Source organism: Pseudarthrobacter phenanthrenivorans, from assembly GCF_000813845.1.
GTDB classification, from domain to species: domain Bacteria; phylum Actinomycetota; class Actinomycetes; order Actinomycetales; family Micrococcaceae; genus Arthrobacter; species Arthrobacter phenanthrenivorans_B.
The window spans coordinates 1-22,602 of the sequence record NZ_JWTB01000030.1 but is presented as its reverse complement, the minus strand read 5'-3'; the positions used below and the strand labels follow the sequence as shown (position 1 = coordinate 22,602).

19 protein-coding genes are annotated in these 22,602 nt (G+C 66.1%); 14 read left to right on the top strand and 5 right to left on the bottom strand.

Translation table 11 applies throughout. The features are described 5' to 3' along the window. Positions 1-116 precede the first annotated feature (116 nt). Positions 117-1,973, top strand: coding sequence for a translation elongation factor 4 (gene lepA, locus RM50_RS15090; protein ID WP_043454334.1), 1,857 nt, complete (start codon positions 117-119; stop codon positions 1,971-1,973). A gap of 25 nt (positions 1,974-1,998) precedes the next feature. Then, on the top strand, positions 1,999-3,228 hold the full coding sequence (gene hemW, locus RM50_RS15085; protein ID WP_043454330.1) for a radical SAM family heme chaperone HemW: 1,230 nt from the start codon (positions 1,999-2,001) through the stop codon (positions 3,226-3,228). A 53-nt stretch (positions 3,229-3,281) separates the two neighbouring features. Here the strand turns inward: hemW and RM50_RS15080 are convergent, their stop codons facing one another. Both RM50_RS15080 and RM50_RS15075 read right to left on the bottom strand, forming a co-directional pair. Beyond that, complete coding sequence (locus RM50_RS15080; protein ID WP_043454327.1) at positions 3,282-3,692, bottom strand: DUF4870 domain-containing protein; 411 nt, start codon at positions 3,690-3,692, stop codon at positions 3,282-3,284. 125 nt (positions 3,693-3,817) lie between these two features. Then, the gene (locus RM50_RS15075) at positions 3,818-4,666 is read right to left on the bottom strand and encodes a DUF3097 family protein (RefSeq protein WP_043454323.1); all 849 of its coding nucleotides are present in this window, start codon (positions 4,664-4,666) and stop codon (positions 3,818-3,820) included. Between the two features lie 172 nt (positions 4,667-4,838). On the opposite strand from RM50_RS15075, the gene hrcA reads away from it, so the two are divergent. From hrcA to RM50_RS15060, 3 genes are all read left to right on the top strand, one after another. After that, positions 4,839-5,852, top strand: coding sequence for a heat-inducible transcriptional repressor HrcA (hrcA, locus tag RM50_RS15070; RefSeq protein WP_043454320.1), 1,014 nt, complete (start codon positions 4,839-4,841; stop codon positions 5,850-5,852). Between the two features lie 84 nt (positions 5,853-5,936). After that, on the top strand, positions 5,937-7,064 hold the full coding sequence (dnaJ, locus tag RM50_RS15065) for a molecular chaperone DnaJ (protein WP_043454317.1): 1,128 nt from the start codon (positions 5,937-5,939) through the stop codon (positions 7,062-7,064). 2 nt (positions 7,065-7,066) lie between these two features. Next, on the top strand, positions 7,067-7,846 hold the full coding sequence (locus tag RM50_RS15060) for a 16S rRNA (uracil(1498)-N(3))-methyltransferase (protein ID WP_043454315.1): 780 nt from the start codon (positions 7,067-7,069) through the stop codon (positions 7,844-7,846). On the opposite strand, the gene RM50_RS15055 is transcribed toward RM50_RS15060, so the two are convergent. Next, positions 7,833-8,750 carry a GerMN domain-containing protein gene (locus RM50_RS15055; RefSeq protein WP_043454312.1) on the bottom strand — a complete coding sequence of 306 codons (918 nt, stop codon included), beginning with the start codon at positions 8,748-8,750 and terminating at the stop codon, positions 7,833-7,835. The genes RM50_RS15060 and RM50_RS15055 overlap by 14 nt on opposite strands. 449 nt (positions 8,751-9,199) lie before the next feature. Here RM50_RS15055 and RM50_RS15050 point away from each other — a divergent pair, with 449 nt between their 5' ends. The 5 genes from RM50_RS15050 (at position 9,200) to RM50_RS15030 (ending at position 14,714) form a co-directional block, all read left to right on the top strand. Continuing rightward, positions 9,200-10,288, top strand: a complete 1,089-nt coding sequence (locus RM50_RS15050) for a PhoH family protein (RefSeq protein ID WP_043454308.1) — start codon at positions 9,200-9,202, stop codon at positions 10,286-10,288. Continuing rightward, a complete protein-coding gene (gene ybeY / locus RM50_RS15045; RefSeq protein ID WP_043454305.1) occupies positions 10,285-10,758 on the top strand; it encodes an rRNA maturation RNase YbeY in 474 nt (157 codons plus the stop codon). The genes RM50_RS15050 and ybeY overlap by 4 nt, the downstream gene beginning before the upstream one ends. Beyond that, positions 10,755-12,086: a hemolysin family protein gene (locus tag RM50_RS15040; protein WP_043454303.1), complete on the top strand. Its 1,332-nt coding sequence runs from the start codon at positions 10,755-10,757 to the stop codon at positions 12,084-12,086. The genes ybeY and RM50_RS15040 overlap by 4 nt, the downstream gene beginning before the upstream one ends. Further along, positions 12,070-13,029, top strand: coding sequence for a GTPase Era (gene era / locus RM50_RS15035; protein WP_043454301.1), 960 nt, complete (start codon positions 12,070-12,072; stop codon positions 13,027-13,029). Before RM50_RS15040 ends, era begins: the two co-directional genes overlap by 17 nt. 98 nt (positions 13,030-13,127) lie before the next feature. Beyond that, on the top strand, positions 13,128-14,714 hold the full coding sequence (locus RM50_RS15030; RefSeq protein ID WP_082007102.1) for an LCP family protein: 1,587 nt from the start codon (positions 13,128-13,130) through the stop codon (positions 14,712-14,714). 91 nt (positions 14,715-14,805) lie between these two features. On the opposite strand, the gene RM50_RS15025 is transcribed toward RM50_RS15030, so the two are convergent. Continuing rightward, on the bottom strand, positions 14,806-16,758 hold the full coding sequence (locus RM50_RS15025; protein ID WP_043454299.1) for a M13 family metallopeptidase: 1,953 nt from the start codon (positions 16,756-16,758) through the stop codon (positions 14,806-14,808). A gap of 252 nt (positions 16,759-17,010) precedes the next feature. Here RM50_RS15025 and leuA point away from each other — a divergent pair, with 252 nt between their 5' ends. From leuA to RM50_RS15010, 3 genes are all read left to right on the top strand, one after another. Beyond that, entirely contained in the window at positions 17,011-18,750 is a 1,740-nt protein-coding gene (gene leuA / locus RM50_RS15020) for a 2-isopropylmalate synthase (protein WP_043454297.1), read from the top strand. A gap of 85 nt (positions 18,751-18,835) precedes the next feature. Further along, the gene (gene recO / locus RM50_RS15015) at positions 18,836-19,588 is read left to right on the top strand and encodes a DNA repair protein RecO (protein ID WP_043454294.1); all 753 of its coding nucleotides are present in this window, start codon (positions 18,836-18,838) and stop codon (positions 19,586-19,588) included. A 2-nt stretch (positions 19,589-19,590) separates the two neighbouring features. After that, a complete protein-coding gene (locus tag RM50_RS15010; RefSeq protein ID WP_043454292.1) occupies positions 19,591-20,445 on the top strand; it encodes an isoprenyl transferase in 855 nt (284 codons plus the stop codon). Here the strand turns inward: RM50_RS15010 and RM50_RS15005 are convergent. Beyond that, complete coding sequence (locus RM50_RS15005) at positions 20,436-21,389, bottom strand: alpha/beta hydrolase (RefSeq protein WP_043454554.1); 954 nt, start codon at positions 21,387-21,389, stop codon at positions 20,436-20,438. The genes RM50_RS15010 and RM50_RS15005 overlap by 10 nt on opposite strands. A gap of 93 nt (positions 21,390-21,482) precedes the next feature. On the opposite strand from RM50_RS15005, the gene RM50_RS15000 reads away from it, so the two are divergent. Continuing rightward, on the top strand, positions 21,483-22,553 hold the full coding sequence (locus tag RM50_RS15000; protein WP_043454290.1) for a quinone-dependent dihydroorotate dehydrogenase: 1,071 nt from the start codon (positions 21,483-21,485) through the stop codon (positions 22,551-22,553). Positions 22,554-22,602: the final 49 nt, after the last annotated feature.

The window sequence follows — 22,602 nt, the reverse complement described above, 5'->3', positions numbered from 1 at the left end:
CGGTTGCGGAGTCCCGGACGTGGGACACTGGAGGTTGAAGATGTGCGGCTGGACCGCGGGCGGCTTTTTGCGTGCCTGGCGGATGGCTGCAGAAAAGCCAACAGTAAGGACCCTGCGTGTCTCCCATGGCCCGCACCGCACCGGTGCCCGCCGCGACAGATCCGGCAATTATTCGGAACTTTTGCATCATCGCGCATATCGACCACGGCAAGTCCACCCTGGCTGACCGTATGCTGCAGTCCACCGGGGTGGTCCAGGCGCGCGACATGAAGGCCCAGTACCTGGACCGGATGGATATCGAGCGCGAGCGCGGCATCACCATCAAGTCCCAGGCGGTCCGCATGCCGTGGGAGGTGGACGGCGTCAGTTATGCGCTGAATATGATCGACACTCCCGGGCACGTGGACTTCACCTACGAGGTGTCCCGGTCCCTGGCGGCGTGCGAAGGCGCAATCCTGCTGGTGGACGCGGCACAAGGCATTGAAGCCCAGACGCTCGCGAACCTGTACCTGGCCATGGAAAACAACCTCGCGATCATCCCGGTCCTGAACAAGATCGACCTGCCGGCGGCGCAGCCCGAAAAGTATGCAGCCGAACTGGCCAGCCTGATCGGCGGCGATCCCGAGGACGTCCTGCGGGTATCCGGCAAAACCGGCGTCGGCGTCGAGGCCCTCCTGGACAAGATTGTCCGCGACCTGCCGGCCCCGAAGGGTGACCCCGACGCACCGGCCCGCGCCATGATTTTCGACTCGGTCTATGACACCTACCGCGGCGTGGTGACCTACGTGCGCGTGGTGGACGGCATGCTCCACCCGCGCGAACGCATCCAGATGATGTCCACCAGGGCCTCGCACGAGCTCCTGGAGATCGGGGTCAGTTCCCCGGAACCCACCCCTTCCAAGGGCCTGGGCGTGGGCGAGGTGGGCTACCTGATCACCGGTGTGAAGGACGTCCGGCAGTCCAAGGTTGGCGACACCGTCACCAACCTGGCCAAGCCGGCCGCGGAGTCGCTTCCCGGCTACGCCGATGCCAAGCCGATGGTGTTCTCAGGCCTGTACCCGCTGGACGGCGCCGACTACCCGGTACTCCGCGACGCGCTCGAAAAGCTCATGCTCAACGATGCCGCCCTGGTGTACGAACCGGAGACCTCGGCCGCGCTGGGCTTCGGCTTCCGCGTGGGCTTCCTGGGCCTGCTGCACCTTGAGATCACCCGCGAACGCCTGGAACGCGAATACAACCTCGACCTGATTTCCACGGCTCCGAACGTGGAATACGAGGTGACCCTGGAGGACAAGAAGGTGGTCCGGGTGACCAACCCCAGCGAGTACCCCACCGGCAAGATTGCCGAGGTACGCGAACCCATGGTCTCCGCCACCATCCTGGCCCCCAACGAGTTCGTCGGCGCCATCATGGAACTGTGCCAGTCCCGCCGCGGCGTGATGGGCGGCATGGACTACCTCTCGGAGGACCGGGTGGAAATCCGCTACCGCCTGCCGCTGGCGGAAATCGTGTTCGATTTCTTCGACATCCTGAAGTCGAAGACCCGGGGCTACGGCTCCCTGGACTGGAAGGCCGACGGCGAGCAGGTTGCCGACCTTGTGAAGGTCGACATCATGCTCCAGGGCGAGCAGGTGGACGCGTTCAGCGCCATCACGCACCGGGACAAGGCCTACGCCTATGGTGTGATGATGACCGGCAAGCTGCGAGAACTCATTCCGCGGCAGCAGTTCGAAGTGCCCATCCAGGCGGCCATCGGTTCCCGGATTATCGCCCGGGAAAGCATCCGCGCCATCCGCAAGGACGTGCTGGCCAAGTGCTACGGCGGTGACATCTCCCGTAAGCGCAAGCTGCTGGAGAAGCAAAAAGAAGGCAAGAAGCGCATGAAGATGGTGGGCACCGTAGAGGTGCCGCAGGAAGCGTTCATCGCAGCCCTCACCACCGACGAATCAAAGGACAAGGCCAAGAAGAAGTGACCACCGCACAGCGGGGGACCCGCTGATGCCCAGCGTGCTTCCCCTCGGCGACCCGGCGCCGTCGGACGGTCTGTTGCCTGACCAGGCAGCGGACGGTGCGGCGGCCCGGGCCTTTGGCCTGTACGTCCACATTCCGTTCTGCGCTGTCCGGTGCGGTTACTGTGACTTCAACACCTACACCGCCACCGAACTCGGCGGCGGGGCGTCGCAGGACGCCTATGCCGGAACCGCGGTATCGGAGGTGTCGCTGGCGGCGGCGGTGCTCTCGAGGTCAGGGCTGCCGGAGCGGAAGCTCAGCACCGTCTTCTTCGGGGGCGGCACGCCCACGCTGCTGCCCGCGGACGACCTCGCCATGATCCTCCGGGCGGCGATCGACCAGTGGGGAATTGAGGATGGTGCCGAGGTGACCACCGAGGCGAACCCTGATTCGGTCACGCCCGAGTCCCTGGCGGTCCTCAAGGAGGCGGGCTTCACCAGGGTCTCCTTCGGCATGCAGTCCGCCGTTCCGCATGTGCTCAAGGTCCTGGACCGCACCCATACTCCCAGCCGGGTGCCGCAGGTGGTGCAGTGGGCCCGCGAAGCGGGGCTCGCCGTGAGCCTGGACCTGATCTACGGAACTCCGGGGGAGTCGCTGGCCGATTGGCGCCACTCCCTGGACACCGCGCTCTCGTATGGGCCCGACCACATCAGCGCCTACGCGCTGATCGTTGAGGAGGGCACCAAGCTGGCCGCGCAGATGCGCCGCGGCGAGGTCCCGGGAATTGACGACGACGACCACGCTGACAAATACGAGCTTGCCGACCAGCTGATCACCGAAGCCGGGCTTGGCTGGTACGAGGTCAGCAACTGGGCGCGCACGCCTGAGCAGGTGTGCCGGCACAACCTTGCCTACTGGCGGGGCGATGACTGGTGGGGCATCGGGCCCGGCGCCCACTCACACGTTGGCGGTGTCCGCTGGTGGAACGTCAAGCATCCGGCAGCGTATGCCAACCGGCTGTCCCAGGGGCTGTCGCCTGCGGCGGGCAGGGAAACGTTGGATGCGCAGACCCGGACCATGGAACGGGTGATGCTTGAAGCGCGGTTGCAGTCGGGGCTGGACCTGTCGACGCTTACTGCCGGAGGCAGGCACCAGGTGGCCGGCCTGATCGCCGACGGCCTCGTGGAACCCGCTGACGCCTTCCGGGGACGGCTGGTCCTGACGCTAAGGGGCAGGCTCCTGGCCGACGCAGTGGTCCGCCGGATCCTCCCGGACTGACGCGGAGGGTCCTTCCGGGAATCCGGACGCCAGCGGCGGGCCCGGAACGCCGCTTACTTAATCCAGCGAAGGTTGAGCTGGTACCGGTGCGGCTGGCCCCGGTTGACGTGGATTCCCGCTGCCACGGAGAAGCAGGTGAGCGCCACCCAGATCAGCGTGGCAATGACGGCGAAGATATTTCCCACGTAGGGGATGAACACCAGGATGTTGGCCAGCACGGCGGCGATGGTGGGCGGCAGGCTGAAGTTCAGTGCTTCCTTCGATTCCTGGGCGGTGAACGGTCCGCGGTCCCGGAAGATCAGGTAGATCAGCAGCGACGGGACGCATCCCAGGATTCCACCGAAATGTGCGAGCGTGGCCCACTGGCGGTCTTCGCTGGCCGTCAGCGGCAGCGCATTGGCGGGGACGCCATGGTACTCGGAACGGCCCTGGCCGTCCCTGTGATCACGTGCGTTGTCTGCCACAGTCTGTTCCTTCGGAGGTGCAAGTGGTGCTGGCTTCATGTTCTGGCGCGGTGGGGGTGTGCCGTGTATGTCTGCAAGGCACCCGCAATACCAAGAATACTGGCTGTTGGGGACCTGCCCGGCCGTCAGGGCACGGTGAGGAAGTCGATGACCTCCTCCACCCGTCCCAGGAGGGACGCTTCCAGGTCGGCGTACGTGCGGACGGCCCCCAGCAGTTTCTGCCATCCGAGCCCAATGTCTTCCTTGGTGGCGTGCGGCCAGCCGAACGCTTTCAGGATCCCGGTCTTCCAGTCCTGCCCGCGGGGAACGGCAGGCCATTTGTCGATGCCCAGGACGGCGGGCCGGATGGCCTGCCAGACGTCCACGTAGGGGTGGCCGACAATCAGGACGTTGCCCGCGGCCCCCGGGGAAGCCATGACGGCGTCCGCGATGCGCGATTCCTTGGAATCGGGGACCAGGTGATCCACCAGCACACCCAGCCGCCGGCCCGGGCCGGGCTTGAACGCGGCGACGGCGCCGGCCAGGTCGTCGATACCGTGCAGGGGCTCGACGACGATGCCCTCCACGCGCAGGTCGTCTCCCCAGACCTTCTCCACCAGTTCGGCGTCGTGCTTGCCTTCCACCCAGATCCGGCTGGCCTTCGCCACCTGGGCGCGCTGGCCTTCCACCCGCACGGACCCGGATGCGGTCCGCCCGGCTGCTCCGGTGGCTGCAGCCTTGGGTGCCGGCGGCATCAGCCGGATGGGCTGGCCTTCGAGCAGGAAACCGAATCCCAGCCGGAAAGTCCGCGACTTGCCCCGCCGGTCCTCCAGCGCCACCACGTGCATCCCGCCGGATTTCTCCACCCGCGTCACGGCCCCCACCCAGCCGGACTGGACTTCCTCAAGCACCATGCCGCGCTGGACGGGAACCTCGGGAAGTTCCGTCCGGGCTGGAGCGGAGATTCCCCGGGGTCCCCAGTTCTGGTAATCCATGAAGTCATCCGCCTAGCACTAGGTCCCTGGCCCCGGAATTTCGCCCGGAGCGGTACCAATGCTAACAACGGGGCAAGGCATAATAGACTGTTAGCACTTAGGCATGTCGAGTGCTAACCCCTGGCTGGCACCGGGCGGGGCGCGCGCCCCGGACCATGGATGGAGGTGGAGAGTGAGCGAGCCACGCAAACTGGAAGTACTGCGGGCCATCGTTGAGGACTACGTCCACTCCCGCGAACCCGTGGGGTCGAAGGCCCTGGTGGAGCGGCATCACCTTGGCGTTTCGAGCGCCACCATCCGCAACGACATGGCAGCGCTGGAGGATGAAGGGCTCATCACGGCCCCGCACACCAGCGCCGGCAGGATTCCCACCGACAAGGGCTACCGGCTTTTCGTCGACCAGATTTCGGCCGTCAAACCCCTGTCGGCCGCCGAGCGCCGGGCCATCCAGTCCCTGCTGGAAGGTGCAGATGACCTCGACGACGTCCTGGAACGCACCGTCCGGCTGCTGTCGCAACTGACCAACCAGGTGGCCGTGGTCCAGTACCCGCACCTGAGCCGGGCACTTGTCCGCCACATCGAATTCGTCCTGCTGGCCCCGCGCAAAGTACTGGTGGTCCTGATCGCCAACAGCGGCAAAGTGGAGCAGCGCGTCATCGACGTCGGACAGGACCTTGGTGACGACGTGCTGGCCGAGCTCCGCACCCGGTTCCTTGGTGCCCTGGGCGGAACCCGGCTGAGCCAGCTTGCGCAGGCGCTTCCCGCCGTCGTGGCCGCCACGCCCCACGCGCAGCGCCAGGCAGCACACGCGCTGGCCCTGGGGCTGGAGGCACTGGCGCAAAGCAGCCGGGAGGACCGGATGGTCATGGCCGGGACCGCCAACCTGGCCAGGTCCAACGTGGATTTCCCGCTCAGCATCGGCCCGGTGCTGGAGGCGCTCGAGGAGCAGGTGGTGATGCTGCGCCTGCTGAGTGAAATGGCGCAGGACCACCGCGGTGTGGCTGTGAGCATCGGGCGGGAAAACCCCTATGACGGACTCGCCGAGGCATCCGTGGTGGCCACCGGCTATGGTCCGGACAGCGCCGCGAAAGTAGGAATCCTCGGCCCGACCCGGATGGACTATCCCACCACCATGGCCGCCGTCAGGGCAGTAGCCCGCTACCTTTCCAGGATTTTGGGGCCCTGACTCTTTGCCGCCGGAGCTGTCCGGCCCGAAGACAAGAGCTTGGCCGCCGACTGAACGCAGTACAACAAGGAAGAGATACGAACTTTGAGCAGCCACTATGACGTCCTTGGAGTCTCACCCGAAGCTACCGGGGAGGAGATCAAGAAGGCCTACCGCAAGCTGGCCCGCACCCTCCACCCGGACGTAAACCCCGGTGACGACGCTGCGGAACGCTTCAAGGCGGTAACTCACGCCTACGAGGTCCTTTCCGACCCCCAGAAGCGCCGGGTCTATGACACCACCGGGAACGAGAACGGCACGGACAATGGCTTCGGCGGTGCAAGCTACGCAGGCCAGGGCTTTGCCTTCCAGGACATTTTTGACACCTTCTTCGGTGCCGGCGGCAGCGCCGGCCCCGCGTCCAGGGTCCGGCGCGGCCAGGACGCCCTTATCAGCGTCCGGATCGACCTGCGCGACGCCGTCTTCGGCGTCAATAAGAAGCTCGAAGTGGACACTGCCGTGGTCTGCCCCACGTGTGACGGATCCTGCTGCCGTCCGGGGACCCATCCCGAGCGCTGCGATATCTGTGGCGGCAGCGGCCAGGTGCAGCGGGCCGTCCGCTCCATCCTGGGCCAGGTCATGACCGCAGCCCCCTGCGGCACCTGCGAAGGCTTCGGCACGGTCATCAAGGACCCCTGCAACGAGTGCAGCGGCCAGGGCCGCATCCGCAGCCGCCGCTCGCTGACCATTAAGGTACCCGCGGGCGTTGCCACCGGAACCCGCATCCAGCTCTCCGGCCAGGGCGAGGCCGGACCGGCAGGGGGCCCCACCGGCGATCTGTACGTCGAAATCCGCGTCAACAACGATGCCACCTATGTGCGCGAAGGCGATGACCTGCATGCCACCCTGCACATCCCCATGACCGCGGCTGCGCTGGGTACGGATGTCAGCCTGGAGACCTTCGACGGCACGCAGGAGATCGACGTCAAGCCCGGTACCCAGTCAGGGGAAATCATCACCCTGCGCGGACTGGGTGTCACCCACCTGAGGGGCTACGGCCGGGGCGACCTGAAGGTCCACCTGCAGGTGGACACTCCGGCCAAGCTTGACTCCGCCCAGGAGGACCTGCTGCGCCAGCTGGCGAAGCTCCGCAGCGAACAGATCACCGAGGGCAAGCTCGCCGCCAGCGGCGGGATGTTCGCCAAGCTCCGGGACCGGTTCGGTAACCTGTAGCGGTGAGCAACCCCGTCTTCTTCACCTCCGCCGGTTCACTGTCAGGGATGACAGCGGGGAGCATGTTCCTCCTCGAGGGCCCAGAGGCCCGGCACGCGGTGACCGTCAAGCGGCTGTCTCCGGGCGAAGCGGTGGACATCGTGGACGGCGCCGGTACGCGGATGACCGGGAAAGTGGTCTCGGCCGCCGGTTCCGCCCTTGACGTCGAGTGCGCAGAGCTCAGCAGGGAAGAGAGGCCGGACATCCGGCTGGTACTGGTCCAGGCCTTGGCCAAGGGAGACCGTGACGAGCTGGCCATCGAGACCGCTACCGAACTGGGCATCGACGCCGTCATCCCGTGGCAGTCTGAGCGGTCCATCGTCCGCTGGAAGGGCGACCGGGCAGCGCGCGCACACGCAAAATGGGAGTCCACGGTAGCGGCGGCCGCCAAACAGGCGCGGCGCGCGTGGATCCCCGAGGTGCGCCCCGCCGTCGAAACAGCCGGACTCGCCGCGGCCGTGGAAGCAGCGGACTTGGCCGTCATCCTGCACGAGGACGCTGTCCGGCCGCTGCGCACCGTCCTCGAGGACTGGCAGGGAAAAACCGGTCCCGGTGCACGTGAAATCCTGCTCATCGTGGGACCGGAAGGCGGGATCAGTCCCCGCGAGGTCACCAGGCTCTGCGACAAAGGCGCCGTGACTGCCCTGTTGGGGCACCACGTCCTGCGCTCCTCCACAGCGGGGCCGGCCGCCGTCGTCCTTGCCAGCGACATCCTTGGCCGCTGGACTCCTACCGGACCTTGAAGGACCTGGTGTCCTCGTTCCGGTCCGGTTCGCCTCCGGCCCCTGCCTGCGCCACCCGCAGTTCATAGTCGCCGGCGGGCAGGTTGAGGGCCAGCGTGAAAACGCCGGCCTGCCCCTGTTCCGCGGCCGCCGTGGTTTCGCCCGTCAGGAACGGAGCCTTGGTGCTGTCTTCGGGGGACTGCAGGATCTGCCAGCGAAGCTTCGCGCCAGGAGATGTGCTGCGGCCGGTGATCTTGACGCTCCCGGCGGCCACTTCGGCGTTCTCCTGCGGATCGATGATCCAGACCGGTGCCACCAGGCCGGCAGCGCGGGTCATCAAGGCACCCAGCTGCACTTTGCCGAAAGCGACATAGTCCGTGTGGCCGTCCACCAGGATCCTGACCTTGACCTGCTGGCCGGTGTCGATCAGGCCGGAACTGGCGGCGGCAGCCGTGGCCGTATAGACCAACTGCTGGATTGCGCGCGCGGCCATGTCGGCGTCCAGGTTGCTGTTGAAGGCGTCGGAAGAGACATCCACGGTGATGATGTCCTTGCCCGAAATGGAGGTGGCAAGCTTGTCCGGGTTTTGCCAGGGCGTGAAGAAGTCGGGATCCAGCGGCTTCTCCGACATCATCGCGCGCAGCGCCCGCGTCACCGGATTCTCCTGCTCCGGGACGTCCCGGAACTCGCGGTACAGGAAGATGTTTCCGCCGCTGCGGCCGATCCAGTACACCGGAGCCTTGTTGGAAGACTGGGTGGTTTCCAGTGGCGCGCTGGTGGCCGGAGCATCCGGTACGGTCCCGCCCGTCGCCGGAACGGATGCGATGGTGCCGGTCGGGGCCGGTCCGCCCTCCGCAGTGCAGCCCGCAAGGACGGGGACGAACACGAGGATCCCCGCAAGGACGGCCGGGCGCAGGCGCCCCATCGATCGTCCTGCCCGTTCGGGCACAGAGGAAACCGGCATTGTCCTGCCCTTGTCCTTTCCTGGCATGGCGGGCCGTTCCCCTGGCGGCCTGGCTTCCCAGCAGATGCTGGTTTTCCAGCATTGCATAGGGGGACCACTCCACAACGGCACTTTTGGCTCCTGCGGTCCAACTGCAACGGGAACGATATGAGGCCGATATGAAGTTGATACCAAACCCGGTCTGACGCTGCCTGCTGCGGCAGCAGTTGCGCATCCTGCGCCGGGGAACCCTGCGGGGGCGCCGGCCCGGCAAGGCGCCGGCCACCCGGGCATGGACCCTGCCTGGGCAGGGGCTGGCGTAAGATATAGGGATCACTGGGCATGGAGCTCCGCGCAGCGGAATCCCGGCCCGGCAGAGAAAACAAGCGACGTCGATCTTCGAGGGGACCACAGGCCTGCGGGCCAGCACCATGACTGAATCAGCAAATGGTAAGCGCCGGCTTAATACGGGCGAAGGCAGTCCCGGGGAATTCCCGCACTCCCTGCCCGGAATCCGGACCGAGGTAGTCCTCTTTGAGAACTCAGACCAAATGGTTCAGTCGCTTGGCAGCCACGACGAGGCGCTGCGGTTCATCGAAGAGCAGTTCCCGGACGTCAACTTCCATGCACGCGGCAACGAACTGTCCATCAGCGGACCGACCAGCGACGTGCCCCGCATTATGCGGCTCCTCCAGGAAGTCCGTGGACTGGTGGCCCGCGGCACGGTCATCACACCCGCCGTTCTTCAGCAGCTGGCGGCGCTCCTGCGCACCCAGTCCCTCCAGAATCCCGTGGATGTACTTACCCACGACATCCTTTCCAGCCGCGGCAGGACCATCCGGCCCAAGACGCTGAACCAGAAGAACTACGTCGATGCCATTGACGTGAACACGGTGATCTTCGGCATCGGCCCCGCCGGCACCGGCAAGACGTACCTGGCCATGGCAAAAGCCGTCCAGGCGCTGCAGCAAAAAGAGGTCAGCCGGATCATCCTGACCCGGCCCGCCGTCGAAGCAGGGGAGCGGCTCGGGTTCCTGCCCGGAACGCTCAGCGACAAGATCGATCCCTATCTCCGGCCGCTCTATGACGCCCTGCACGACATGATGGACCCCGAATCCATCCCGCGCCTCATGGCAGCCGGAACCATCGAAGTGGCGCCCCTGGCGTACATGCGCGGCCGTACCCTGAACGATGCCTTCATCATCCTTGACGAAGCCCAGAACACCACACCGGAGCAGATGAAGATGTTCCTCACCCGGCTCGGATTCGGTTCAAAGATGGTGGTCACCGGAGACATCACCCAGGTGGACCTGCCCTTCGGCACCCGCTCGGGCCTGCGGATCGTCGAGGAAATCCTGCAGGGAATCGACGGCGTCAACTTCTCCGTCCTGGACGCCGCCGACGTCGTGCGGCACCGGCTGGTCGGGGACATCGTCAACGCCTACAGCATCTGGGATGAAGCCCAGCGGAACCGGGTCAAGCACTCCGCGGGCCGGGAAAAACGGGGGGAACACGCGTGAGCATCGAGGTCAACAACGAGTCCGGCGTCCAGGTGGACGAAGCCGCACTGGTGGCCCTGGCGCGGTACATCTTTGAGCAGCTCTACATCCATCCGCAGGCCGAGCTGTCCATCCTCCTGGTGGACGAACCGGCCATGGAGAAGCTCCACATCGAGCTGATGGACGAACCGGGGGCAACGGACGTGCTCTCGGTCCCGATGGACGAGCTGACACCCGGAACCCCCGACCGCCCGACGCCGCAGGGCATGCTGGGCGACATCGCGATCTGCCCGCAGGTTGCAAAGGTCCAGGCCAGGAATGCCGGCCACCCGCTTGAGGCCGAAATGCTGCTGCTGACCACGCACGGCATCCTGCACCTGCTGGGCTACGACCACGCCGAACCGGAGGAGAAGGCGGAGATGTTCGGGCTCCAGCGTGAACTCCTGTCCGGCTTCACCGGCAAAGAAGCACCCGCCGAGACAACCCAGTGACGCAACTGCTCCTGGTCGCGGTGGCACTGGTTTTCCTTGCCGTCGCCGCCCTGCTGACGGCAGCCGAGGCCGCATTCAGTTTCCTTCCCCGGCATGACGCCGAAGAGGCGCTGCACAGGAGCCGGGGGACGGCCATGCGCCGCATCCTTGCCGAGCCTGTGGCCCACACCCGGGCCCTGCGCTTCTGGCGGGTCTGGTTCGAAATGGCGTCTGCAGTGGCGGTAGCCGTACTCGTAGCGAGCCTGCTGGACAACGTCTGGCTCGCCGGGCTCGTGGCCACCGGAATCATGGCCCTGCTCGGATTCGTGATCGTGGGCGTCTCGCCGCGCCAGCTTGGCAGGCTGCATTCGACGGCGGTTGTCCGCTTCACCGCTCCGATGGTCCGGTTCCTCACCAGCGTCCTGGGGCCGATTCCGGGCTGGCTGGTGGCCCTGGGCAGTTCCGCGGCGCCGGGGGCTCCGGGCGGCGACGACGCGTTCTTCAGCGAACAGGAGTTCCGCGAACTCCTGGACCGGGCCAGCGAGTCCGACATGATCGAGGACACCGAAGCCGAGATGATCCAGTCGGTCTTCGACTTCGGCGACACGCTTGTCCGGGCTGTCATGGTTCCCAGGACGGACATCGTCAGCATCGACGCCGGCTCCAGCCTGCACCAGGCGATGTCCCTGTTCCTGCGGTCCGGCTACTCCCGGATTCCGGTGATCAAGGAAAACACGGACCACATCCTGGGCATCGTCTACCTCAAGGATGTTGCCGCCGTCATCCACCAGCTGGGCGCGCACCAGGAGCCGCCGCTGGTGGATTCCCTGGCACGCGAAGTCCGCTACGTGCCGGAGTCCAAACCAGTAAGCGACCTCCTGCGCGAACTGCAGAAGGAGTCCACGCACGTGGCCATCGTGATCGACGAATACGGCGGCACCGCCGGGCTCGTCACGCTTGAGGACCTCATTGAGGAAATTGTGGGCGAAATCGTGGACGAGTACGACACGGAAAGCGCGGAAGCCGTGGCGCTGGGGGACGGTTCGTACCGGGTCAGCGCCCGGATGGGCATCGACGACCTGGGCGAGCTGTTCGACCTGGAAATCGACGACGACGAGGTGGACACCGTGGGCGGCCTCCTGGCCAAGGCGCTCGGCCGCGTACCCATCGTCGGCAGCAGCGTCGAGGTGCAGGGCGTCTCCCTGCGCGCGGAGCGGCTGGAAGGCCGGCGCAACAGGGTCAGCCACATCATTGCGGCGCCCGTACCAAGAGTAGAGACTGACCTTGAAGGCCTCCTGGAAGAGGCCGAAGCAACCCAGCAGGGAGTTCCACGTGAGCAAGAAAAATAAGGCTGCCGAACCGGACGACTTTGGCGGTTTCCGCGCCGGGTTTTCCGTCCTGGTCGGCAGGCCCAACGCGGGCAAGTCCACCCTGACCAACGCGCTGGTGGGCAAGAAGGTGGCCATCACCTCCGCCAAGCCGCAGACCACGCGCCACACTATCCGGGGCATCGTCCACCGCGACGACGCCCAGCTGATCCTGGTGGATACACCGGGCCTGCACCGTCCGCGCACCCTGCTCGGCAAGCGCCTCAACGACCTCGTGGCCGACACCCTCGCCGAGGTGGACGCCATCGGCTTCTGCCTGCCGGCCAACGAAAAGATCGGACCCGGCGACAAATTCATCGCCGCGCAGCTCGCCGCCGTCGGCCGCAAGCCGGTCATCGCCATCGTCACCAAGGCCGACCTGGTGGACAAGCAGGCACTGACCGAACAGCTTCTTGCCGTGGCAGCCCTCGGCCGCGAGGTCCTGGGGGAGGACGGCTGGAAGGACATCGTGCCGGTCTCCGCCGCGGACGGTTTCCAGGTTGAAACCGTCGCCGACGTCCTGATCAGCCACATGCCGCCGTCGCCTCCGCTGTATCCGGACGGCGAACTGACCGACGAACCCGAAGCAGTCATGGTGGCCGAACTGATCCGCGAAGCGGCGCTGGAGGGAGTCCGGGACGAACTTCCGCACTCCCTCGCCGTCGTGGTGGAGGAAATCGTTCCCCGGGAGGACCGCCCTGATGACAATCCCCTCCTGGACGTCCGCGTCAACCTCTATGTCGAGCGTCCGTCACAGAAAGCGATCATCATCGGCAAGGGCGGAAGCCGCCTTCGTGAAGTCGGCACCAATGCCCGCAAAGGCATCGAGGCCCTCCTGGGCACGCGCATCTACCTGGACCTGCACGTGAAGGTCGCCAAAGACTGGCAGCGTGACCCGAAACAGCTGGTCAAACTGGGTTTCTGACCCGCAAAACGGCGTTCGCTGGAGCGTGCCCCGGCAAGTTCTGCAGACTGGACCACTAAAATGGACCGGATTTCGTATTTCAGAGGAAGGGTCACCACGTGGGTCGAGGCCGCGGAGAACGCGACAACGAGGCTGACCTGTCAGCCGGACCGGGACCGGTATCCCGTCACGCGGACAGCCATGACGTGGGCGCCGCACGGCATCTCGGGCCCCTGCGTGGCATGCCGCTGTGGTTGAAAGCCCTTACGGGAGTAGTGGCACTCGTCCTGGTGGCGGCTGCCGCGTTCGCCGGATTCTGGTTCTTCCGGCTCCAGACCAACATCACCAAGGCGCCGCTGAATGCGGGCGGCGAAAGCACTGAGTCGCCCGGGAATGACGCCACCGGCCGCCTGCAGATCCTGATTCTCGGCTCCGATACGCGTGACGGCAAGAACTCGGAGTACGGAACCTCGGACGACTCCACCGGCTACGGCAAGTCGGACGTCATGATGCTGATGGACATCTCCGAGGACAACAAGCGGGTCAACGTCATCAGCTTCCCCCGCGACCTGCTGGTGGACATCCCCGACTGCAAAGACCGGAAGACCAATAAGGACTATCCTGCCCGCACGGGGGTCATGATCAACGAGGCCATGAGCGAGGCCGGGATTGGCTGCGCCGTGGATACGGTCAATAAGCTGACCGGCATGCAGGTGGACCACTTCATGATGGCTGACTTCAACGCCGTGAAGGAACTGTCCAACGCCGTCGGCGGCGTGGAAGTCTGCATCAGCGACGCCGTCTATGACCCGGACTCACGGCTGCGGCTGCCCGCCGGGACATCCTCGGTGCAGGGCGAACAGGCCCTCGCGTTCCTTCGCACCCGCCACGCCTTTGCCGACGGCGGCGACCTGGGCCGCATCAAGGCACAGCAGGGCTTCCTGTCCTCACTGACGCGCAAGATCAAGGATGAGGGAACCTTGTCGGACCCGGCAAAGATGCTGAAGATCGCCGACGTCGTCACCCAGAACCTGACCGTCGACGACGGCCTGGCTTCCATCCCCACCCTTCTGACCATCGGAAACCGGCTCAAGGACATCGACATCGGCAAGGTGGCGTTCGTCGCGGTGCCCACCACCCCCGCGCCGGTCGACCCCAACCGGCTGGTGATCGCCGAACCCGCCGGCGCACAACTGTTTTCCGCGCTGCGGAAGAATGTCGACCTGACCGATCCCACAGCCCCCACCACTCCATCACCAGGCGAGTCGGCTTCGCCGTCCCCGGCCCCGACTGAGACCACTCCGCCGGTGCCGCCGTACAACAAAGCCATCCAGCCCGTGACCGTGGCCAACGGAAGCGGCGTCAACGGCCGCGCCCAGGAAATTGTCCAGGCGCTTGTGGCAGGCGGCTTTACGCAGACCGGCCAGTTCCTTGCCCAGCCGGTGGCTAAAACCGCGGTCTACTACGGCAACGGCTTCGAGGATGTGGCCGTGGACGTCGCCGCGCTGCTCGGGATCCCTGCGACCCTCATGATCCCTGCTCCCGGGGTCTCGGGCGTCCAGGTGTATGTTGGCAGCGATTTCACCACAGGTACGTCCTACGGTGCAGGAGAAGGCGCTGCCGCGGCGTTGCCCCAGGACATCGTCAACCAGACGGCCGGCGACAAAGTATGCCAGCAGGCCAACCCGGAGCTCATCGTCCGGTAACTGCACGCTCCTGTTCACGCTTCCCGGGCGACTACAGGCGCAGCTGACAAAAGAGGCCCCGCCGGCAACGGCGGGGCCTCTTTTTGTCCGGCTACCAGATGCTGACCCGCTCACCGGCCGGCATCCACATTCCGTCTTCAGCCGTCACGTCGAATGCATCGTGGAAGGCATCGAGGTTCTTGGCGATGGCGTTGGTCCGGAACTCGTTGGGCGAGTGGGGATCCGTGGCGAGCCGCCGGATGGCCTCCTCCTGCCGGATTACCTGGCGCCACCCGGCGGCCCAGGAGGCGAAGAAGCGCTGCTGGCCGGTCATGCCGTCCAGCACCTCCGGTTCCTTGTCCCCGAGGCTGATGAGGTAGGCCTTGTACGCAATCGTCAGGCCCGCGAGGTCGCCAATGTTCTCACCGAGCGTGAGGCGCCCGTTGACGTGGTGGCCCGGAGCAGCGGTGGGGGAGAGCGCGTCGAACTGCGCCACAAGGCGCGCCGTCAGGGCTTCGAACGCCTGGCGGTCCTCGTCTGTCCACCAGTTGCGCAGGGCTCCGCCGCCGTCGAACTGCGAGCCCTGGTCATCAAAACCATGGCCGATCTCGTGGCCGATCACCGCACCAATGCCGCCGTAGTTGACGGCGTCATCAGCATCTGCCGTGAAGAACGGCGGCTGCAGGATGGCCGCGGGGAACACGATTTCGTTCATCATCGGGTGGTAGTACGCATTCACCGTCTGCGGGGTCATCAGCCACTTGTTCCGGTCAACGGGTTTGCCCACCTCGTCCAGGTGCCTGTCGACGTCGGCGTTGTGGGCGCGTTCCACGTTGCCAAGCAGGTCGCCGGGGACGATGTGCACGGCCGAGTAGTCGATCCATTCATCCGGGTAGCCAATCTTGGCCCGGAAGGCCTCGAGCTTGCGGAGCGCCTCGGCCTTGGTGTCCTGGCCCATCCAGCTGACGTCGTTGATGCTCCGGCGGTAGGCCTCAATGAGGTTTGCCACCAGGGTCTGCATCCGCGCCTTGTGGGACTCAGGGAAGTGCCGCGCCACATAGATCTGGCCCACGGCCTCACCGAGGGCGGACTCGACCACGGCGACGCCGCGCTTCCAGCGGTCCTTGTTGCGTGGAGTGCCGCTGATGGTGGTGCCGTAGAAGGCGAAGTTGGCGTCCACAAACCGGGACGACAGGTAGGGAGCGGCGGCACTCACCACCCGCATGGCCAGCCACTCCTGCCAGGTGGCCAGCGGCACTTCGTCCAGCAGGCCGGCAGCACCGGCAAAGAAGTCAGGGGTGCTCACCACGATCTCCGCACGCTTCCCGGGCTCGATGCCAGCGGCATCAAACCAGGTCTCCAACAGCGGGAAGAGCCCCGCAGCTTCGTCGGCTGTCTTGAGGTTGTACGTCTTTTGCGGGTCCCGCAGCGTCACGTTGTCCCAGTGGTGGGACGCGAGCCGTGTCTCCAGCCCCACAACCCGGCCCGCGGCAGCTTCCGGATCACCAACTTCCGCCAACTCGAACATCTTCTGCACATGAGCTCTGTAGGCCGACACGATGGGGGCGAACTTTTCCTCCCGGTAATAGGACTCGTCAGGCAGGCCAAGGCCGCCCTGTCCCGTGTACAGCAGGACCCGGTCGGGGTTGCCGGCATCCGGCGCCGGGTAGATGTAGAAGAGTCCGCCCACGTCGGCCCGGAACAGCCGGCCGGCCAGGGCCATCAGGTCCGGGACCGAGGCAGTGGAAAACACCTCGGCAAGCCGTCCCCGGATGGGGTCCATGCCTTTGGCTTCTACAGCTGCTTCGTCCATGAAGCTGTTATAGAGCTCGCCGATCTTGCGCTCGATCCCGCTGGCGTCGGAACCCCTGGCTGCCGCCTCTTCGATAATGTCGCGCACAGCGATTTCGGACCCGTCACGCAGCGCCGTGAACGTGCCTTCCAGGGGCCGGTCATCGGGAATCTCGGTGGCTTTGAGCCAGGCGCCGTTGATGTGCTGGTAGAGGTCATCCTGCGGCCGGACTGTGTGATCAATGGTGGACAGATCGATCCCCGAAATGGGCACTGCAACTCCTTTGCTGTGACGCCGGGGCCCGGCCGTACACCGGAGGCGTCTGCATGCTGGACTTTACGGACGGTAGTGCCCTTTCATCTTACGCACCCGTGTTACCCTCAAAGTGTGCGTGCAGAGCTCCTTCTCCTTAGCTGCCGCGGCGAGGCCACAGACGCTATCTAGCGCACGGCCCACCCTCGCTGCGGAGTTTGTGTTGCCCGGCCACCCTTTCACTGAAGATCGATAGAAAAGGCCACGAACATCATGCGAAACGCACAGAAGCCCTCCGGAATGCCCGCCCACCGGTACACGCCCTTCCAGGACCAGATCAAGGTTGAGCTGCCCGACCGTACCTGGCCGGACAAGGTCATCACCAAAGCCCCCCGCTGGTGCGCCGTCGACCTGCGCGACGGGAACCAGGCGCTGATCGATCCCATGAGCCCGGCCCGCAAGATGAAGATGTTCGACCTGCTGGTCCGCATGGGCTACAAGGAGATCGAGGTCGGTTTCCCCTCCGCCTCCCAAACGGACTTCGATTTCGTCCGCCAGCTCATCGAGGGCAACCACATCCCGGACGACGTCACCATCCAGGTACTGACCCAGGCCCGGGAACACCTGATTGAACGTACGTATGAATCCCTGGTGGGTGCCAAGCAGGCCATCGTCCACCTGTACAACTCCACGTCGGTGCTGCAGCGCCGCGTCGTCTTCAACCAGGACGAGGACGGCATCCTGGACATTGCGCTGCAGGGGGCCCGGCTGTGCAAGAAGTACGAGGAAACCCTGGCGGACACCCATGTGACCTACGAATACTCGCCGGAGTCCTTCACTGGAACCGAGCTGGAATACGCCGTCCGGGTCTGCAACGCCGTCGCCGACGTTTTCGAAGCCTCCGCAGACCGCCAGGTCATCATCAACCTCCCCGCCACGGTGGAAATGGCGACGCCCAATGTTTACGCCGACTCCATCGAGTGGATGAGCCGCCACCTGCACCCCCGCGAGGGCATCATCCTGTCCCTGCACCCGCACAACGACCGCGGGACCGGTGTTGCAGCCGCTGAACTGGGGTACATGGCCGGCGCAGACCGCATCGAGGGCTGCCTTTTCGGCAACGGCGAACGCACCGGCAACGTGGACCTCGTCACCCTGGGCCTGAACCTGTTCGTCCAGGGCATCGACCCCATGATCGACTTCTCCAACATTGACGACGTCCGCCGGACCGTGGAGTACTGCAACCAGCTGCCGGTCCCGGAACGCTCGCCGTACGGCGGGGACCTGGTATTTACCGCCTTCTCCGGCTCGCACCAGGACGCGATCAAGAAAGGCTTCGAGGCCCTGGAGCGGGATGCGGCGGCGGCTGGCAAAGCTGTGGACGACTTCACCTGGCAGGTCCCGTACCTGCCCGTGGACCCCAAGGACCTGGGCCGCAGCTACGAGGCCGTCATTCGCGTGAACTCCCAGTCCGGCAAGGGCGGCGTGGCGTACCTGCTCAAGAACGAGCACAGCCTGGATCTGCCCCGCCGCGCGCAGATCGAGTTCTCCGGCGTCATCCAGCGCCGCACCGACACCGTGGGCGGCGAAGTCAGCGGCGCCCAGCTCTGGCAGATCTTCCAGGACGAGTACCTGCCCTCCGGGCAGGCTGACGGGCAGTGGGGACGCTATTCCCTGGGGGCGGTCAAGACGGAGACGGATGCCGACGGCGGCATGACGCTTCACGCCTCACTCACCATTGATGGTGCCCAGGTCAACCGCACCGGAACCGGCAACGGCCCCATCGCCGCCCTGCTGAACATCCTGCACGAGGACGGCGTGGACGTCCGCGTGCTGGACTACAGCGAGCACGCGTTGTCCGAAGGCGGCAACGCCATGGCTGCGGCCTACGTCGAATGCGCGGTGGGGGAGCGGGTGCTGTGGGGTGTCGGGATCGACGCCAACACCAGCATGTCGTCCCTCAAAGCGGTCATCTCCGCGGTCAACCGCGCCATCCGGGACGCCCAGGCCTAACACCTCAGGGGGTTGCCGCCGGCCAACGCCGGCGGCATCCCCGTGCCTTGGCGGTCCGCCGCCCGGCGGGATGGGAAGATGGAGCGTGGCCCAAAATTCTTTTGCCTCCCGGGCGTACCGGGATGACGCTGTGGTGCTGCGTACCCACAAGCTGGGGGAAGCGGACAGGATTATCACCCTCCTCACGAAGCACCACGGACAGGTCAGGGCCGTCGCCAAGGGCGTGCGCCGCACCAGCAGCCGCTTCGGGGCCCGGCTTGAACCGTTCATGGTGGCTGACCTTCAGCTGGTGTCGGGCCGCACTCTGGATATCGTTACCCAGGCTGTTGCGAAGGGCGCCTACGGCGGAAGCATCGCTGCCGACTACGCCCGGTACACCGTCGCCGCCGCGATGACCGAGACAGCCGAGAAACTTACGGATGTCGACGGCGAGGCAGGGACCGCGCAGTACAACCTGCTGGTCGGGGCCCTCGCGGCACTGAGCCGGGACGAACACGCCGCAGGCCTGATCCTCGACTCCTACCTCCTTCGCGCGCTGGCCACGGGCGGCTGGGCGCCCAGCTTCACGGACTGCTCCCGCTGCGGGGCGCCTGGCCCCCACACCGCGTTCTCCGCCCCGCTGGGCGGAATGGTCTGTACCCAATGCCGGCCGCCCGGGTCACCTGCCCCCGCCCCGGAGACCGTCATCCTGCTGGCGGCGCTGCTCACCGGCGACTGGACGACGGCGGACGCTTCCCAGCAGCAGCACCGCAAGGAGGCTGCAGGGCTGGTGGCCGCCTACCTGCAGTGGCATCTCGAACGAGTACTGAAATCCCTCAAACATGTGGAGCGTAGCTGACAGTGGCCCTGGGAAAAAAGAACACCGCACCCCGCCGCCGCACCCACCCTGTGGTGGCACCGTACCCCCATCCGTCCGGGGCCGTGGCCCCGTCGATCCCGGCCGAGTTCATCCCCCGGCACGTCGCCATCGTCATGGACGGCAACGGCAGGTGGGCCAACCAGCGCGGCCTGCCGCGCATCGAGGGGCACAAGGCCGGTGAGCCCGCCCTCCTCGATGTCATGGCGGGTGCCATCGAGTTGGGCATCGAGTATGTCAGCGTCTACGCGTTCTCCACGGAGAACTGGCGCAGGTCGCCGGAGGAAGTCCGCTTCCTCATGGGATTTAACAAGGATGTGCTGCGAAGGCAACGGAACCAGCTGGACGACTGGGGTGTAAGGGTCCGCTGGGCGGGCCGGCGCCCACGCCTGTGGGGCTCCGTTATCCGCGAATTGGAGGAGGCCGAGGAATTCACGGCGGCAAACTCCACCTGTACTTTGACCATGTGTGTTAATTACGGCGGCCGGGCCGAGATCACCGATGCCGTTTCTGCCATTGCCGCTGACGTGGCGGCCGGCAGGCTGAAGCCGGGCGCGATCACCGAGCGGACCATCCAGAAATACCTCGACGAACCGGACCTGCCGGACGTGGACCTCTTCCTGCGCAGCTCGGGGGAGCAGCGGCTGTCCAATTTCCTGCTCTGGCAGTCCGCCTATGCCGAGTTCGTGTTCATGGACACGCTCTGGCCCGATGTGGACCGCCGGACGCTGTGGGCCGCCGTGGAGGAATATGCCAGGCGCGACCGGCGGTACGGCGGCGCGGTGGACGCGGCCGCGGTACCTCCCGCTGAACCTGCGGCGGGCCAGCGTCAGCCGTAGGCCCGCAACCAGCGCAGCAAACGCGCGTAGGCATCGTCCCTGACCGGGGCGGGAGAGAGGAAGACGTCGTGCAGTGCGCCGTCGATCCGCTCCACTGTCACCGTCCGGCCCAGGGTGAGGGCGCGGGCGCTGATGGTGTTGACGTCCAGGACCGCGTCCGTGTGCCGCATCTCCTCGGACCACAACAGGCCGTTGGCGCTGCCCATCGATAACAGCACCAGGATGGGTGCCTCGATGCCCAGGCCCCTGGCCACCCGGGCATGCCCGGCGAGCACGGCCCTGAGCCAGCCGGCGCGGACGGGGAAGGCCATGCGCGGCCGGTAGCGTTCATCCAGCGGCCACTCGCCGTCGGCAGCGCTGCTGATGGTGCGCCAGTAGTGACCACGCTGCGGCAGCCGCAGAACTGCCTGCGGCCGGAGCCGCGCCACCGGACGCACCATGCCCGCCGCCGCGCGGCGAACCAACGCACTCCCATGCATCTCCAGCCATGGGCTGTTAAGGACCAGCAGGGACACCTCCTCCGGGTGCCTGCTGGCCCACAAGGCTGCCACCAGGCCGCCCGTGGAGTGGCCCATCAACGCCACCGGTCCGGGAGCGCCCCCGGAACGGATGATCCGGCATGCTTCTTCGATTTCCGCGTCATACGCGGCCAGGTCCGCCACGTAGCCGCCCGGCGACTCCGGACGCAGGCTCCGGCCATGGTTGTGCATGTCCAGCGCATAAAAGTCATAGCCTGCCGAAGACCAGAAGCGCGCCAGGTCCTCGTTGAAGAAGTAATCGCTCCAGCCATGCAGGAAAAGCACCGCCCGGCGGCCATCGGCGCCACTGCCCGGGGACGGCCGCAGCCGCACCAGCGTTGCCGTCCGCTCCACCCCGTCAGGCCCCTTGGCCAGAAAGGAGTGCGACTCGAAGTCCGCTCCCAGGATGTCCTGCTGCCAGTGCATGCCCTCATGGTAAACCGGCATGGCGGCACTTCTTCCGCGTCTGCCGGCGTCCCCGTTTTGGTGTGGCGCCCCAGGTAACGGGAAACTGGAGGCATGCGCGTTTATCCCATTTTCTTCAGGCTGGCCTTTTCATGGATGGACGCCGAGCGCGCCCACAAGATCGGATTCAAGGGCATCCGGCTCGCGCACGCATCCGGCGCCGGGAAGCTCCTGCGGAAGCTGACCGCCCCGGCGCCGTCGCTTCAGACCACCGCCTTCGGTGTCACCTTCCCCTCGCCTTTTGGACTGGCTGCCGGTTTCGACAAGGAGGGCCACGGCATCGAGGCCCTCACCGAACTTGGGTTCGGACACGTGGAAGTAGGCACCATCACCGGGCACGCCCAGCCGGGCAACGACAGGCCGCGGCTCTTCCGACTTGTCCAGGACCGGGCAGTCATCAACCGGATGGGCTTCAACAACGACGGCGCAGCGGCCGTCGCGCCGCGGCTGAAGGCAGCCCGGGCTGCACTTCAGCGGCAGTACCCGGCAGTACGGCCTGTCATCGGGGTCAACATCGGCAAGACCAAGGCAGTGGAGTTGGCCGACGCCGTCGACGACTACCTGGTCAGCGCCCGCAGCCTGGCACCCGCTGCAGACTACCTGGTGGTAAACGTCAGTTCACCCAACACGCCGGGCCTGCGCCTGCTCCAGGATGTGGAGACGCTGCGCCCACTCCTGACCGCCGTAGGCCAGGAAGCGGACCGGGCCGCCGGGCGGCACGTACCCCTGCTCGTAAAGATTGCCCCCGACCTCAGCGACGAGGACATCGACGACGTGGCCCGTCTTGCCCTGGACCTGAAACTGGACGGCATCATCGCCACCAACACCACGATCGCCCGGTCCGGACTCTCCTCGCCTTCCCACGAAGTGGAGCAATGCGGGGCCGGCGGACTCTCCGGAGCTCCCCTGAAACGGCGCTCCCTCGAAGTGCTGAAACGCCTTAAGCATGCGACGGGTGATGCCCTCGCGCTGGTTGCGGTCGGCGGGGTCGAAACAGCGGAGGACGTCCAGGAACGGCTCGACGCCGGCGCCACCCTGGTGCAGGGCTACACGGCCTTCCTCTACGAGGGTCCGTTCTGGGCAGCACGGATCAACAGGCAACTGGCCAAGAACCGCCGTTCCTGACTGCTTCCCGCAGGCGGGCAGCAGCGTCCCCTTAAAGACAGAAACCCCG

Coding starts and splice junctions, on each gene's coding strand:
- hemW (WP_043454330.1), top strand. CDS start 1,999: ATGCCCAGCGTGCTTCCCCTCGGCGACCCGGCGCCGTCGGACGGTCTG.
- RM50_RS15075 (WP_043454323.1), bottom strand. CDS start 4,666: ATGGATTACCAGAACTGGGGACCCCGGGGAATCTCCGCTCCAGCCCGG.
- RM50_RS15055 (WP_043454312.1), bottom strand. CDS start 8,750: ATGGGGCGCCTGCGCCCGGCCGTCCTTGCGGGGATCCTCGTGTTCGTC.
- RM50_RS15050 (WP_043454308.1), top strand. CDS start 9,200: ATGACTGAATCAGCAAATGGTAAGCGCCGGCTTAATACGGGCGAAGGC.
- leuA (WP_043454297.1), top strand. CDS start 17,011: ATGCGAAACGCACAGAAGCCCTCCGGAATGCCCGCCCACCGGTACACG.
- RM50_RS15005 (WP_043454554.1), bottom strand. CDS start 21,389: ATGCACTGGCAGCAGGACATCCTGGGAGCGGACTTCGAGTCGCACTCC.
- RM50_RS15000 (WP_043454290.1), top strand. CDS start 21,483: ATGCGCGTTTATCCCATTTTCTTCAGGCTGGCCTTTTCATGGATGGAC.